At 49.3% G+C, this 12,326-nt stretch carries 26 protein-coding genes and 1 CRISPR repeat array; of the genes, 5 read left to right on the top strand and 21 right to left on the bottom strand.

Annotation, left to right across the window (positions count from 1 at the left end; genetic code table 11):
• Position 1 precedes the first annotated feature (1 nt).
• From feoB to ACIHKT_RS05445, 5 genes are all read left to right on the top strand, one after another.
• Positions 2–2,503, top strand: a complete 2,502-nt coding sequence (gene feoB / locus ACIHKT_RS05465; RefSeq protein ID WP_086035866.1) for a ferrous iron transport protein B — start codon at positions 2–4, stop codon at positions 2,501–2,503.
• 33 nt (positions 2,504–2,536) lie between these two features.
• Complete coding sequence (locus ACIHKT_RS05460; RefSeq protein ID WP_086035865.1) at positions 2,537–2,707, top strand: FeoB-associated Cys-rich membrane protein; 171 nt, start codon at positions 2,537–2,539, stop codon at positions 2,705–2,707.
• A gap of 63 nt (positions 2,708–2,770) precedes the next feature.
• A complete protein-coding gene (locus tag ACIHKT_RS05455) occupies positions 2,771–3,145 on the top strand; it encodes a metal-dependent transcriptional regulator (protein WP_086035864.1) in 375 nt (124 codons plus the stop codon).
• Positions 3,146–3,837: 692 nt separating this feature from the next.
• A CRISPR array of direct repeats spans positions 3,838–4,532; the repeat unit is 32 nt; unit sequence ATTTCAATCCACGCTCCCGTGTAGGGAGCGAC.
• A gap of 107 nt (positions 4,533–4,639) precedes the next feature.
• Positions 4,640–6,232 carry a minor capsid protein gene (locus ACIHKT_RS05450; protein WP_404351967.1) on the top strand — a complete coding sequence of 531 codons (1,593 nt, stop codon included), beginning with the start codon at positions 4,640–4,642 and terminating at the stop codon, positions 6,230–6,232.
• 198 nt (positions 6,233–6,430) lie between these two features.
• Positions 6,431–6,730, top strand: coding sequence for a hypothetical protein (locus tag ACIHKT_RS05445; RefSeq protein WP_086035859.1), 300 nt, complete (start codon positions 6,431–6,433; stop codon positions 6,728–6,730).
• A gap of 110 nt (positions 6,731–6,840) precedes the next feature.
• Here ACIHKT_RS05445 and ACIHKT_RS05440 read toward each other — a convergent pair whose 3' ends face one another.
• The 21 genes from ACIHKT_RS05440 to ACIHKT_RS05340 all read right to left on the bottom strand — a co-directional run bounded on the left by ACIHKT_RS05440 (position 6,841) and on the right by ACIHKT_RS05340 (position 12,323).
• On the bottom strand, positions 6,841–7,032 hold the full coding sequence (locus tag ACIHKT_RS05440; RefSeq protein ID WP_404351964.1) for a hypothetical protein: 192 nt from the start codon (positions 7,030–7,032) through the stop codon (positions 6,841–6,843).
• A gap of 138 nt (positions 7,033–7,170) precedes the next feature.
• Positions 7,171–7,347, bottom strand: coding sequence for a hypothetical protein (locus tag ACIHKT_RS05435; RefSeq protein WP_404351961.1), 177 nt, complete (start codon positions 7,345–7,347; stop codon positions 7,171–7,173).
• Positions 7,348–7,367: 20 nt separating this feature from the next.
• Positions 7,368–7,499, bottom strand: a complete 132-nt coding sequence (locus ACIHKT_RS05430; RefSeq protein WP_404351958.1) for a hypothetical protein — start codon at positions 7,497–7,499, stop codon at positions 7,368–7,370.
• Between the two features lie 133 nt (positions 7,500–7,632).
• Positions 7,633–7,836 carry a hypothetical protein gene (locus tag ACIHKT_RS05425; RefSeq protein ID WP_404351955.1) on the bottom strand — a complete coding sequence of 68 codons (204 nt, stop codon included), beginning with the start codon at positions 7,834–7,836 and terminating at the stop codon, positions 7,633–7,635.
• Positions 7,817–7,957, bottom strand: coding sequence for a hypothetical protein (locus tag ACIHKT_RS05420; RefSeq protein ID WP_404351952.1), 141 nt, complete (start codon positions 7,955–7,957; stop codon positions 7,817–7,819). The genes ACIHKT_RS05425 and ACIHKT_RS05420 overlap by 20 nt, the downstream gene beginning before the upstream one ends.
• Positions 7,954–8,136 carry a hypothetical protein gene (locus ACIHKT_RS05415; RefSeq protein WP_404351950.1) on the bottom strand — a complete coding sequence of 61 codons (183 nt, stop codon included), beginning with the start codon at positions 8,134–8,136 and terminating at the stop codon, positions 7,954–7,956. The genes ACIHKT_RS05420 and ACIHKT_RS05415 overlap by 4 nt, the downstream gene beginning before the upstream one ends.
• A 264-nt stretch (positions 8,137–8,400) precedes the next feature.
• The gene (locus tag ACIHKT_RS05410; RefSeq protein ID WP_404351947.1) at positions 8,401–8,592 is read right to left on the bottom strand and encodes a hypothetical protein; all 192 of its coding nucleotides are present in this window, start codon (positions 8,590–8,592) and stop codon (positions 8,401–8,403) included.
• Positions 8,558–8,692 (bottom strand): hypothetical protein, encoded by a 135-nt coding sequence (locus ACIHKT_RS05405; protein WP_404351944.1) that lies wholly within the window; start codon positions 8,690–8,692, stop codon positions 8,558–8,560. The genes ACIHKT_RS05410 and ACIHKT_RS05405 overlap by 35 nt, the downstream gene beginning before the upstream one ends.
• A gap of 190 nt (positions 8,693–8,882) precedes the next feature.
• On the bottom strand, positions 8,883–9,215 hold the full coding sequence (locus ACIHKT_RS05400) for a hypothetical protein (RefSeq protein WP_404351941.1): 333 nt from the start codon (positions 9,213–9,215) through the stop codon (positions 8,883–8,885).
• Between the two features lie 4 nt (positions 9,216–9,219).
• On the bottom strand, positions 9,220–9,420 hold the full coding sequence (locus ACIHKT_RS05395; RefSeq protein WP_404351938.1) for a hypothetical protein: 201 nt from the start codon (positions 9,418–9,420) through the stop codon (positions 9,220–9,222).
• Positions 9,417–9,617 carry a hypothetical protein gene (locus tag ACIHKT_RS05390; RefSeq protein WP_404351935.1) on the bottom strand — a complete coding sequence of 67 codons (201 nt, stop codon included), beginning with the start codon at positions 9,615–9,617 and terminating at the stop codon, positions 9,417–9,419. Before ACIHKT_RS05390 ends, ACIHKT_RS05395 begins: the two co-directional genes overlap by 4 nt.
• Positions 9,618–9,745: 128 nt before the next feature.
• On the bottom strand, positions 9,746–10,078 hold the full coding sequence (locus ACIHKT_RS05385; RefSeq protein ID WP_404351932.1) for a hypothetical protein: 333 nt from the start codon (positions 10,076–10,078) through the stop codon (positions 9,746–9,748).
• A gap of 30 nt (positions 10,079–10,108) precedes the next feature.
• Positions 10,109–10,345 (bottom strand): hypothetical protein, encoded by a 237-nt coding sequence (locus ACIHKT_RS05380; RefSeq protein ID WP_404351929.1) that lies wholly within the window; start codon positions 10,343–10,345, stop codon positions 10,109–10,111.
• 30 nt (positions 10,346–10,375) lie between these two features.
• Positions 10,376–10,507, bottom strand: coding sequence for a hypothetical protein (locus ACIHKT_RS05375; RefSeq protein WP_404351926.1), 132 nt, complete (start codon positions 10,505–10,507; stop codon positions 10,376–10,378).
• A gap of 15 nt (positions 10,508–10,522) precedes the next feature.
• Positions 10,523–10,726 (bottom strand): hypothetical protein, encoded by a 204-nt coding sequence (locus ACIHKT_RS05370; RefSeq protein ID WP_404351923.1) that lies wholly within the window; start codon positions 10,724–10,726, stop codon positions 10,523–10,525.
• A gap of 13 nt (positions 10,727–10,739) precedes the next feature.
• Positions 10,740–10,877: a hypothetical protein gene (locus tag ACIHKT_RS05365; RefSeq protein WP_404351920.1), complete on the bottom strand. Its 138-nt coding sequence runs from the start codon at positions 10,875–10,877 to the stop codon at positions 10,740–10,742.
• Positions 10,874–11,074, bottom strand: a complete 201-nt coding sequence (locus ACIHKT_RS05360; RefSeq protein ID WP_404351917.1) for a hypothetical protein — start codon at positions 11,072–11,074, stop codon at positions 10,874–10,876. Before ACIHKT_RS05360 ends, ACIHKT_RS05365 begins: the two co-directional genes overlap by 4 nt.
• 185 nt (positions 11,075–11,259) lie before the next feature.
• Positions 11,260–11,397: a hypothetical protein gene (locus ACIHKT_RS05355; RefSeq protein WP_404351914.1), complete on the bottom strand. Its 138-nt coding sequence runs from the start codon at positions 11,395–11,397 to the stop codon at positions 11,260–11,262.
• Between the two features lie 57 nt (positions 11,398–11,454).
• Positions 11,455–11,604, bottom strand: coding sequence for a hypothetical protein (locus ACIHKT_RS05350; RefSeq protein WP_404351911.1), 150 nt, complete (start codon positions 11,602–11,604; stop codon positions 11,455–11,457).
• A 115-nt stretch (positions 11,605–11,719) separates the two neighbouring features.
• A complete protein-coding gene (locus ACIHKT_RS05345) occupies positions 11,720–11,989 on the bottom strand; it encodes a hypothetical protein (protein ID WP_404351908.1) in 270 nt (89 codons plus the stop codon).
• Between the two features lie 112 nt (positions 11,990–12,101).
• Positions 12,102–12,323: a hypothetical protein gene (locus ACIHKT_RS05340; protein ID WP_404351905.1), complete on the bottom strand. Its 222-nt coding sequence runs from the start codon at positions 12,321–12,323 to the stop codon at positions 12,102–12,104.
• Positions 12,324–12,326: the final 3 nt, after the last annotated feature.

Below are 12,326 nucleotides of genomic sequence, written 5' to 3'. Positions count from 1 at the left end.
GATGGATTTAAAGATTGCTCTTGCGGGAAATCCCAACAGTGGTAAGACGACACTTTTTAATGCTCTTACCGGTTCCAACCAGTTCGTCGGAAACTGGCCGGGCGTTACAGTTGAAAAAAAGGAAGGCAAATTAAAAAAGCATGACGGTGTTATCGTAACCGACCTTCCCGGTATTTACTCACTTTCTCCGTATACCTTGGAGGAGGTTGTTGCAAGAAATTATTTGATTGGTGAGCGCCCCGATGTCATTCTAAACATCGTAGACGGCACAAACCTTGAAAGAAACCTTTATCTCACCACTCAACTTACAGAGCTTGGTATCCCAGTCATTATGGCAATCAATATGATGGATGTGGTGAAAAAGAGCGGTGATAAGATTAACATTGCCGAGTTGTCCCGCGAGCTTGGTGTGAAAATCGTCGAAATCTCCGCCCTGAAGGGCGAAGGAATCATGGAGGCGGCAGAAGCTGCGATTGATGCGGCGAAGAACGCTAAAACCGTTCCGCAGCATACCTTCTCCGGAGCTGTGGAACACGCGCTTGCCCATATTGAAGAAGCTGCCGTACATAATATGCCGGAAGAACAGCAGCGCTGGTACGCAATCAAGATTTTTGAGCGCGATGATAAGGTGCTTGAACAGATTAAACTGAATGGCGGTGTCCTTGCCCATATTGAAGAAGATATCAAAGCGGCGGAAAAAGAGCTGGATGATGACGCGGAAAGTATCATCACCAATGAGCGCTATGTGTATATCGCCTCAATTCTCAAAGCCTGCTATAAAAAGAAGAATGTCGGTAAGCTTTCAACTTCCGACAAGATTGACCGTGTTGTAACAAACCGTTGGCTTGGACTTCCTATTTTTGCAGCCGTGATGTTCCTTGTTTACTATATTTCCATGGTTTCTGTCGGTACGGCTGCAACTGACTGGATGAATGACGGCGTGTTCGGTGACGGCTGGCACCTGTTTGGCATTGGCTCCAGCACATATAGTGAAGCCGCCGACACCTACGGTGACAGCGATCAGATCATTAAAGGATTTGTCGCTAAATACGGTGATAAGAACATCTCAGCTGCCATAGATACGAAATCTGAAAATTATGATGAAGCGGTTGCTAAATCGGCACTTGAACAGCTTGTAAGCGAAACTCCTTCAAATGCAAGCGTAACCTACCAGACAGAGAACGAAGAAACTCTTGAAGCAACCGACCACCCGAATACGACAAAAACGGATTTGAAAAATGCGGTTGCCGCTTATCTGAATACCAATTATAAAGAATCCTATGGCGCACCTGATACATCCACTTATGGTGTATGGGTTCCCGGTATCCCTGTTTTGGTTGGTAACGGACTGGAAGCTGCGGGTGCAGCGGATTGGCTTTCAGGACTCATCAATGACGGTATCGTCGCCGGTGTCGGTGCGGTGCTGGGTTTCGTTCCGCAGATGCTCGTTCTATTCCTCTTGCTTGCATTCCTTGAAGCCTGCGGCTATATGTCCCGTATCGCCTTTGTTCTTGACCGTGTGTTCCGTAAGTTTGGGCTTTCGGGTAAATCCTTTATTCCGATGCTCATCGGCGTGGGCTGCGGCGTTCCCGGCGTCATGGCATCCCGTACAATTGAAAACGAGCGTGACCGCCGTATGACGATTATGACTACCACTTTTATCCCTTGCGGTGCAAAGGTTCCGTTTATCGCTATGATTGCAGGCGCACTGTTCGGCGGTTCCGCAATTGTCTCCACATCGGCATACTTTATCGGCATGGCGGCAATTGTTATCTCCGGCATTATTCTGAAAAAGACGAAAATGTTCTCCGGAGAACCGGCTCCCTTCGTTATGGAGCTTCCTGCTTATCACTGGCCGACTGTCAAGAATGTGCTTCGCTCCATGTGGGAACGCGGCTGGTCTTTCATCAAGAAAGCCGGAACAATCATTCTTCTCTCCACCATCGTTGTTTGGTTTACCACTTACTTCGGATTTGTTGACGGAACCTTCCGTATGCTTGCAGAGGATGAAATCAATTCTTCCATTCTTGCAGCTATCGGCGGAGCCATCGCATGGATATTCAAGCCTCTCGGTTGGGGAACTTGGGAAGCGGCTGTCGCTTCCATTACCGGCCTTGTTGCCAAAGAGAATATTGTCGGCACCATGGGTATCCTCTACGGTGCTTCCGGCAATGTGTATGCAACACTTGGCAGCGTATTCACCGGTATCAGTGCATACTCATTCCTTGTGTTCAACCTTTTGTGCGCTCCTTGCTTTGCGGCTATCGGTGCAATTAAGCATGAGATGAATAGCGCCAAGTGGACATGGTTTGCCATTGCTTATCAGTGCGGATTTGCTTATGTAATTGCACTGATGATCAATCAGTTCGGCGGTATGTTCACAGGCAATGTGAATGTAGTTGGCTTAATCTTCGCCTTTGCATTTCTCGCAGGTATGATTTATATGCTGGTTCGTCCGTATAAAGAAGCCACGAAATTAACTGCAAAAGTGAAAGTAAAATAAAACAAATGATACTCTTGAAAGGAGTCGATTGAAATGCTCACATGGCTTAGTGCAAATATCGCAACAATTCTTATTTCTCTTGCGCTTGTCGTTATCGTAATCGGAATTATTGTTGTCATGAGAAGAGATAAAAAGAAAGGCAAATCCACCTGTGGCGGCAATTGCGGGCATTGTCCGATGGGCGGCTCCTGCCACAAGCAATGATGTTACTAGGGGAGACGCAGAAAACACACTGTGCCTCCCTTATCTTTTAGCAGGAGGTAAGCGATGACTAACCGGAAACAAATATTAACTGCCTCAAATATCAAATACTTGCTGGCACTGTATGCACTCAATTCGGATGGTTCCGGCACACGCTGTGTACGAATTGCGGAAGCACTTGGTATCACAAAACCGAGTGTCCACGCTATGATAGATACGCTAAAGGAGATGAAACTGGTACGCAAAGATTTATACGGTGCCGTTTCTTTTACGGATACTGGGCGGGAACTTGCACGAAAATACAGTAAATACTATGAGGTTCTGTGCAGTTATCTCCGAGTGTTATTACCAGATGAATCCGATGTGGGTTCTGCTGCTTGTGCGCTTATGGCAGAGGTAGAGCCGGAACATCTGGAAGAAATGTGTGACCGAATTAAATAGGAAGAAAGCGGAAAAGGTCATGTATCTTGAATTAATCGAACTTCATAAATCCTTTGGCGATGGCGGAAATTGTACGGAGGTACTGTGCGGAATAACCTGCGGGATGATAAAGGAAGCATCTGCGTCCTGCTTGGTCCCTCCAGTTCCGGAAAGTCAACATTACTGAATACAAATTGTGGGAACATAAGAATAAAGTCCCCGCGCAGCTTCAACCGCAGTTTGGAGCATGGCAGGAACATCTTTGGCGAACAGGAGAAATTTGACGGAAAGCAGGGCTTATCCTCTCACAATAAAACAGACCAAATGAAAGTTGAAGATGAAAACTCCACATTCTTTAATCCGAGATTTTTCTCAGCTTTTATCTCGAAAGCCTATAACAGAATGGATTGTTTCTGTGGGCAGGCACGAAGGGTATATCAGCCCCAAGGATTGGATTGATACGCAAAACGTTCTTAATGCCATCTTAGAAAAATACAATCGTCCTCATAGAAGAACAAACGCTCTGCTTCCGGATTGATGTATTGCCCTGTCTGAGGAAAAAAACTACGTATTACATCCGAATCTAATCGCCGGACAAACGGCAAGCCACGCTTCAAATAAACTTGCCCCGGTGTGTAGTGGTATAGTGAACTTGTAACGCTCCCGTGTAGGGAGCGACAAAGTTTTGTCAACCCACTTTTTTAGCCGGTTGAATTTCAATCCACGCTCCCGTGTAGGGAGCGACCTGATTCTGCTTTTTTTATTTCCTCTTCGTAGTCGTATTTCAATCCACGCTCCCGTGTAGGGAGCGACCGGATTAAAGCCCCGTTAGCTGATTGGGAGGAGATTTCAATCCACGCTCCCGTGTAGGGAGCGACCCTGCGGCGGTTATCCGGTATCGCCTCCCTGTGTATTTCAATCCACGCTCCCGTGTAGGGAGCGACAACTAGACAAGCTCGACGGCATTATGACTGTGCACATTTCAATCCACGCTCCCGTGTAGGGAGCGACGTTGGAACCATATGCATTTGCTCCGAGGTTATAAGATTTCAATCCACGCTCCCGTGTAGGGAGCGACTGCAGCTCGGCGGCTGGAAAAGCGACTTTGTTTTATTTCAATCCACGCTCCCGTGTAGGGAGCGACACGCTTATTTATACCACCAACAAAATGCCACGCGTATTTCAATCCACGCTCCCGTGTAGGGAGCGACACTGATCACTCCTTCTAATCAAACCGGCGTATAAATTTCAATCCACGCTCCCGTGTAGGGAGCGACAAACAGAGCATTCAGGATATTCAAGCCGTGCTGATTTCAATCCACGCTCCCGTGTAGGGAGCGACTATCCTCGGCCTAAACCACTGGACAAGTCCTTTTATTTCAATCCACGCTCCCGTGTAGGGAGCGACAAAGACCTCGAAGCGCAGCAGGCAAAGCAGGATGAACGGCGCAGCCAAATGTTTGGAAACAATGACGTGCCGCCCGGCCAGAATCAGTCTCCCGGTGGTGATGCCTGATGCGTACCGATGAATATTGGGTGTTCCGTTCCCTGCAGCGCGAAGCGGAAGCCCACGATGGCACTGCCGACACCTTGAAGCGCCTTGCTGCTATGTATGGCGATGCTGATAAAGAGCTCGTCAAAATGATTGACCGGATTTTTCAGAACTTCCGGAAGTATACGGGTATAAGTGAGCAGGAAGCCCGTGAACTGATGTCCGTACAGGAAACCGCCGAACTGCTTGCCGAACTTCGCAAACGGTATGAAGAAACCGGAGATGCGGCAGTACTGGCAAAGCTGAACGCCCCGGCTTACGGGTACCGTATCAGCCGCCTGCAGGCCGCGCGCAGGGCGATTGAAGCGGAACTCGACAAGCTGGCCGCGCAGGAAGAAAAGGCCGGCTCCCGGCAGCTTGTGAAAGCCTACGACGATTCCTATTACAAGACAATGTATGATGCACTGCCCGAACTTCCGGGTACACCGGTTGTACCGCTTTCCCAGGAGGTTGTGCAACAAGCTATACAAAATCCGTGGAAGGGTGAAAACTATTCCTCCCGCGTTTGGAAGAACCGCGATGTGCTGGCGTCGGAAGGCGGAAAGATGATCGACGCTGGCGTCACGGCAGGAAAATCCATCCAGCAGATGACGGCGGAATTATCCGACTTAATGGACGTTGGCTCTTACGTTGCCACCCGGCTCATCCGGACAGAAGTCAATCGGATGCACAATGATGCGGCGCTTGAGTCCTACAAGGCAATGGGTGTCAAAGAATACACGTACCTTGCTACCTTGGACGCCCGCACCTGTGCTGTTTGTGGCGCACTTGACCTGAAAGTTTTTAAAGTGGCTGAGGCCAAAACCGGTGTCAATTTTCCCCCAATGCACCCGAATGACCGCTGCACGATTGCGCCGGTCATTCCGGGCACAGAGCCTGACGGAGAACGTACAGCCCGTAACCCGGAGACTGGTAAGAACTACACAGTGCCGGCGGATATGACCTATGAAAAATGGCGCAAAGATATCAGTGAGAAATATGGCGCGGACAGCCTTGAAACAGCGCAAAAGAAATACTGGAACCGGAAGGCCGATACGGCGCAACTGAAAAACCTGAGAAAAGCCCTTGGCAAAGACGCCCCGAAAGACCTTGCGGAATTGCAGCAATGGAAGTATAATGAGCCTGAGAAATGGAACCGGGCAAAGGCATTTTATAAATATCGGCTTGAAAATCCTGACGCGGATAGAAAAGCTTTTGATATGGCCTCGGAACTAAAAGGGCTTGGCATTAAGGGTAATATTCATATTCCAGTAAAAGCTATTGATATTACAAAATCAGGCTTTGACAATGGGCATATTAACAGGGAACGAGAGCACAATGTTACGGATGAAGAAGCCAAAGAATTTATTAAACAGGCTCGTATTTCGATTACCAGATGGCAAGGCCAATATGAAAACTATTACTCTGAAATTGGCGCTGCTTATGTGAACGTACAAGGCAATTATATAAGAACCGCTTATTCGGCGGAACAATTTAAGGGTGAACCTAAAAAAATCTGTGAGGTGATAAAGAAATATGCGGAAGGTAATGTGCCCCATTCTAAACCGGGAAATTGACGGCGATGGAAAATGTTTTGACATTGCGATGGTTGCTGAGGACAATGCTCCCGAAGATACAGCACCAAAGGAAGCAACCCAAAAGGAAAACTTTAAGCAAATTTGTTTGAAGTGTCCAAACCATATTCCTGAATAAATACCGCCTACTGAAATAGCATGGCGGTATTTTTATGCTCAAATTAAGAAAGAAGGATGGATATGCATAAAATTGAAATTACAGCGGCCCACAATCCCTTCTCCAAGTTAGTTGTAGACGGGCAGGACATTTCAAACTTGGTCCTTGATTATTCAGTTTCACAAAAAGCAGGGGAAATTCCAATCGTAACATTGCATTTGGATGGTACTGATATGACTTTAACCGAACATTGCGCATTCCGCTTTCCGAAACCCGTGCGAGAATTTCTTGAAAAGCTTCAAAAAAATTCAGCCGATCCGGCTGGTGCCGAAAGGGCTGACAAAAAGGTTATTTCTGTAGATGAGCTACGGGGCAATCATTGACGTGCGGGCATTGGTGCATTTCAGCATACTTACAGTCAAACTGACCGTCAATGTAGTGCCTTGATGTGTCCTCAATGTTGGTAGTTTCCAATTGCTCTACAGTGACCATTTCAATCCACGCTCCCGTGTAGGGAGCGACCAATGATGGTTGCGGGGGCTATAGCTCTTGGATATATTTCAATCCACGCTCCCGTGTAGGGAGCGACATTTGCTGTATTTATGGTCGCATCACCAGTTGTGATTTCAATCCACGCTCCCGTGTAGGGAGCGACAAATTGGGCACTGTGCCACTGGTGCAACACATAATTTCAATCCACGCTCCCGTGTAGGGAGCGACTAGTGTTTCATGCCATATGACACCATAAGTTGCAATTTCAATCCACGCTCCCGTGTAGGGAGCGACAATTAAAATCTTTATTGGATTCAGGGGCGCTTACATTTCAATCCACGCTCCCGTGTAGGGAGCGACGATAGCTCACCACAAGCAGTACATTACACCACAATTTCAATCCACGCTCCCGTGTAGGGAGCGACGCATATTTGCGAATATCTTGGTTTGCGCGCATGGATTTCAATCCACGCTCCCGTGTAGGGAGCGACCCGGCCTGTGCCCGCACTGAAGCATGGCATCCTTATTTCAATCCACGCTCCCGTGTAGGGAGCGACCTCCATGATCTTTATGTTTGTCAGCGCCGAATTTTATTTCAATCCACGCTCCCGTGTAGGGAGCGACTTTATCCAGCCGGGTATCGGTAATCAGCGATTGCATTTCAATCCACGCTCCCGTGTAGGGAGCGACTCATGCTGTGTTACGGCCCGGCCCACGCCGTCGTATTTCAATCCACGCTCCCGTGTAGGGAGCGACCTATTCTAGAGGCGTTTTGCGCTATGCCCGACAAATTTCAATCCACGCTCCCGTGTAGGGAGCGACCGGTCTCTCTGGTGTTGATAATCGCCTTGAATATCATTTCAATCCACGCTCCCGTGTAGGGAGCGACGTGCGTATAAATTTCAGCGGTCATACGAATGTCTATTTCAATCCACGCTCCCGTGTAGGGAGCGACCCAGCGTGTAACTAAGGCGTAACTAGTGTAACAACATTTCAATCCACGCTCCCGTGTAGGGAGCGACTTGTATACCCTTCTGTCTGTGTTCCCGCACAGGTATTTCAATCCACGCTCCCGTGTAGGGAGCGACCACCGGAAGTACCTTAAACGGTACTTTCAAATAGATTTCAATCCACGCTCCCGTGTAGGGAGCGACGATGCAATCAAAGAATTGGGATATAAATACGGAATTTCAATCCACGCTCCCGTGTAGGGAGCGACCTGCTTTAATTTCTGCTTTAGCCGTATCAGATATAATTTCAATCCACGCTCCCGTGTAGGGAGCGACCGCGTCCACAAGGACAAAATCCCCTACGATATATGATTTCAATCCACGCTCCCGTGTAGGGAGCGACAGCAGACACGCAGGAAACATTGATGCAGGCATTGATTTCAATCCACGCTCCCGTGTAGGGAGCGACTTACCGGCTCATTCGTGCCAAAGCCATGGAGCTATTTCAATCCACGCTCCCGTGTAGGGAGCGACAAGTACAAACTCAGTCAGATAGTTGCATTTTACAATTTCAATCCACGCTCCCGTGTAGGGAGCGACATTGGATTCGTCTACATCGATTCGGTCGAGCTGATTTCAATCCACGCTCCCGTGTAGGGAGCGACTGTCCTGAATGATGCTTTATATCCTTTCACATTGATTTCAATCCACGCTCCCGTGTAGGGAGCGACCAGCCATTGCAACACTTTTCCGCTGACTTTTTCGATTTCAATCCACGCTCCCGTGTAGGGAGCGACCCCCAAAAGTTTTCAACACCACGATAACAAATAATTTCAATCCACGCTCCCGTGTAGGGAGCGACCGTTCCAGTACTTTTGTTTCGGCCGGACTGGCCGATTTCAATCCACGCTCCCGTGTAGGGAGCGACGTTCACTTCCTGTTGGTGATTATACTTATATCATTATTTCAATCCACGCTCCCGTGTAGGGAGCGACAATCTATGCCCAGTAAAGATGGGGCCGTACAAAGTATTTCAATCCACGCTCCCGTGTAGGGAGCGACTGCTTCGGACAGAGCTCTCATCCACCTTACTTTATTTCAATCCACGCTCCCGTGTAGGGAGCGACCCCCAATTCCGATAAGGGCAACGCCCAGCGGGATATTTCAATCCACGCTCCCGTGTAGGGAGCGACCAGCTTTTTGAGGTTTCCCTGTGCCTTATTGGTGATTTCAATCCACGCTCCCGTGTAGGGAGCGACTGGAATCCCTCTGCAATAGACTTAGCCACAAATATTTCAATCCACGCTCCCGTGTAGGGAGCGACGGATGGCGGCAGCGGTATTGCCAATCTCAGAGAGTATTTCAATCCACGCTCCCGTGTAGGGAGCGACCTTGACGCCTTGGACGCAAAGATGGCACCGCTCAAAATTTCAATCCACGCTCCCGTGTAGGGAGCGACCCGCCTGCTGTCTGACCAGCCGTTTTGCCATCATTATTTCAATCCACGCTCCCGTGTAGGGAGCGACCAAGAAGTTTGTTGAGCAAAGCAATGGCACTGCTATTTCAATCCACGCTCCCGTGTAGGGAGCGACGGATTGGTCTTTACTCATGCCCGTAATATTTGATTTCAATCCACGCTCCCGTGTAGGGAGCGACCTATTGCAACGGCAGAAACCGCACGCAGTGATGCAATTTCAATCCACGCTCCCGTGTAGGGAGCGACCAAGAAGTTTGTTGAGCAAAGCAATGGCACTGCTATTTCAATCCACGCTCCCGTGTAGGGAGCGACGGATTGGTCTTTACTCATGCCCGTAATATTTGATTTCAATCCACGCTCCCGTGTAGGGAGCGACCTATTGCAACGGCAGAAACCGCACGCAGTGATGCAATTTCAATCCACGCTCCCGTGTAGGGAGCGACTTACCCCAGTTTAGCGCCACAACAGCCGCAAGAATTTCAATCCACGCTCCCGTGTAGGGAGCGACAGCAAGGAGGCCTCCTCCAACAATTGCGGTAATATTTCAATCCACGCTCCCGTGTAGGGAGCGACAGCAAGGAGGCCTCCTCCAACAATTGCGGTAATATTTCAATCCACGCTCCCGTGTAGGGAGCGACGTACTGGAACGAATTACAAAGACATTGTGGCGCAATTTCAATCCACGCTCCCGTGTAGGGAGCGACTCCGCGCACAATGTGGATTTGCTTCTTGCACAGATATTTCAATCCACGCTCCCGTGTAGGGAGCGACTTGTGGGAGATGGATTGTGCCTGTTGAATACATAATTTCAATCCACGCTCCCGTGTAGGGAGCGACGGTTATTAGCGAAGGGTTCCGATTTGATAGAGCGGGATTTCAATCCACGCTCCCGTGTAGGGAGCGACCTCAGACAGCGTTTTATCGTCATGCGCGACGCCATATTTCAATCCACGCTCCCGTGTAGGGAGCGACCCTTTTGGCGTCTTAAGTTCTATATACAGGCCGTATTTCAATCCACGCTCCCGTGTAGGGAGCGACGTTGGTTCTGTCCCACCTCCGATATATTTTTCGTATTTCAATCCACGCTCCCGTGTAGGGAGCGACGGTTATTAGCGAAGGGTTCCGATTTGATAGAGCGGGATTTCAATCCACGCTCCCGTGTAGGGAGCGACGTTCATAAAATCTGCTTTCCATTCGTTACAAACTATTTCAATCCACGCTCCCGTGTAGGGAGCGACCAAAGGCTGTAATAAAATTTATGAGCCTAAATCAATTTCAATCCACGCTCCCGTGTAGGGAGCGACCGGCGCAGGTTGATGCGATTTATGATGCCGGAATATTTCAATCCACGCTCCCGTGTAGGGAGCGACACAATGACGAGGCAGAACTTGACCGACTGCAGCGATTTCAATCCACGCTCCCGTGTAGGGAGCGACGCTGAAACTGGTGGATCGCGTCATGTTCCAGACAATTTCAATCCACGCTCCCGTGTAGGGAGCGACCTGGCAAAGCCACGGCGTGACAACAATGACGAGGCAATTTCAATCCACGCTCCCGTGTAGGGAGCGACCACAAATAATTACGGAGTTCCACAAAGATTACAAATTTCAATCCACGCTCCCGTGTAGGGAGCGACTCGCATCAGCTTTTTCAAGATCCGTTTTATGATATTTCAATCCACGCTCCCGTGTAGGGAGCGACTGCATTGCCCTGATGATCTGGATTTCCCCATATGATTTCAATCCACGCTCCCGTGTAGGGAGCGACTTTTCGCCTGCGGTAACAGCAAAATCGCCGTCATATTTCAATCCACGCTCCCGTGTAGGGAGCGACCGTCAACATTCTGTCCATCCGGCGCAGTCTCGGCGATTTCAATCCACGCTCCCGTGTAGGGAGCGACTGCTTATAGCTGCCCAGTTCCTGCTGATAGGACTATTTCAATCCACGCTCCCGTGTAGGGAGCGACTGTAGACTATGATTGGATAATGACCGGTCAAGGTATTTCAATCCACGCTCCCGTGTAGGGAGCGACATCTGCAAAACGGCGGTATATGTGGCAAAGCAAGATTTCAATCCACGCTCCCGTGTAGGGAGCGACGATTTTTACCAGCAGCAAAAAGCAATTCGGCATATTTCAATCCACGCTCCCGTGTAGGGAGCGACAGCATGCCGCTCATCCTTTCCAATTTTAGGCATAAATTTCAATCCACGCTCCCGTGTAGGGAGCGACCGTGATATTGCCCGCGGTCTTTTTCTGCGTGTCGATTTCAATCCACGCTCCCGTGTAGGGAGCGACGCCGGGATGGTCTAAGTCCCAAGCGAGCTTCTTGTATTTCAATCCACGCTCCCGTGTAGGGAGCGACTATCCGGCAGCGTTGATATCGCGCTGGAGTTCGTATTTCAATCCACGCTCCCGTGTAGGGAGCGACTGGGGTCCTTCATCAATTTTCCTGTTACACGGGTATTTCAATCCACGCTCCCGTGTAGGGAGCGACCGTGTTAAAAGATGAATTACATGACGATTCTTTTGCAATTTCAATCCACGCTCCCGTGTAGGGAGCGACTCTAGCTCGCCGCCCAGCGCTTCTAATGTATCGGATTTCAATCCACGCTCCCGTGTAGGGAGCGACCATATCCGTTTTAATTCTCGGAGATTCCGGCAGTGATTTCAATCCACGCTCCCGTGTAGGGAGCGACGCCAGAGAAATATTACAGCTGCCCATACGGGATTATTTCAATCCACGCTCCCGTGTAGGGAGCGACTAGAGCTTATGAGGGGACTCCGAAAAACAACAATCATTTCAATCCACGCTCCCGTGTAGGGAGCGACGCAAGTCAGATTTTAAACAGGAGGTTAGCAGGATATTTCAATCCACGCTCCCGTGTAGGGAGCGACTGTACCAACCCGCCCACCCGACTCATTAAGATTAATTTCAATCCACGCTCCCGTGTAGGGAGCGACCGCGCGGAAGCGGGACAAGTAATACTACAGCGCAATTTCAATCCACGCTCCCGTGTAGGGAGCGACCCCATACCGAGCTGTTTTTCAACCTGCATTGC

Source organism: Caproicibacterium sp. XB2, assembly GCF_044880635.1.
Classification (GTDB): domain Bacteria; phylum Bacillota; class Clostridia; order Oscillospirales; family Acutalibacteraceae; genus Caproicibacterium; species Caproicibacterium lactatifermentans.
Note: the sequence above shows the minus strand (reverse complement) of the source record. Positions and strands in the feature narration are given on the sequence as shown.

Bases quoted from the DNA above. Each gene is read 5' to 3' on its own strand.
- ACIHKT_RS05340 (WP_404351905.1), bottom strand. From the start codon at position 12,323: ATGCAGGTTGAAAAACAGCTCGGTATGGGGTCGCTCCCTACACGGGAG.
- ACIHKT_RS05455 (WP_086035864.1), top strand. From the start codon at position 2,771: ATGACTAACCGGAAACAAATATTAACTGCCTCAAATATCAAATACTTG.
- feoB (WP_086035866.1), top strand. From the start codon at position 2: ATGGATTTAAAGATTGCTCTTGCGGGAAATCCCAACAGTGGTAAGACG.
- ACIHKT_RS05445 (WP_086035859.1), top strand. From the start codon at position 6,431: ATGCATAAAATTGAAATTACAGCGGCCCACAATCCCTTCTCCAAGTTA.
- ACIHKT_RS05355 (WP_404351914.1), bottom strand. From the start codon at position 11,397: ATGCCGAATTGCTTTTTGCTGCTGGTAAAAATCGTCGCTCCCTACACG.
- ACIHKT_RS05370 (WP_404351923.1), bottom strand. From the start codon at position 10,726: ATGACGCGATCCACCAGTTTCAGCGTCGCTCCCTACACGGGAGCGTGG.
- ACIHKT_RS05430 (WP_404351958.1), bottom strand. From the start codon at position 7,499: ATGCAATCGCTGATTACCGATACCCGGCTGGATAAAGTCGCTCCCTAC.
- ACIHKT_RS05460 (WP_086035865.1), top strand. From the start codon at position 2,537: ATGCTCACATGGCTTAGTGCAAATATCGCAACAATTCTTATTTCTCTT.
- ACIHKT_RS05450 (WP_404351967.1), top strand. From the start codon at position 4,640: ATGCGTACCGATGAATATTGGGTGTTCCGTTCCCTGCAGCGCGAAGCG.
- ACIHKT_RS05345 (WP_404351908.1), bottom strand. From the start codon at position 11,989: ATGGGCAGCTGTAATATTTCTCTGGCGTCGCTCCCTACACGGGAGCGT.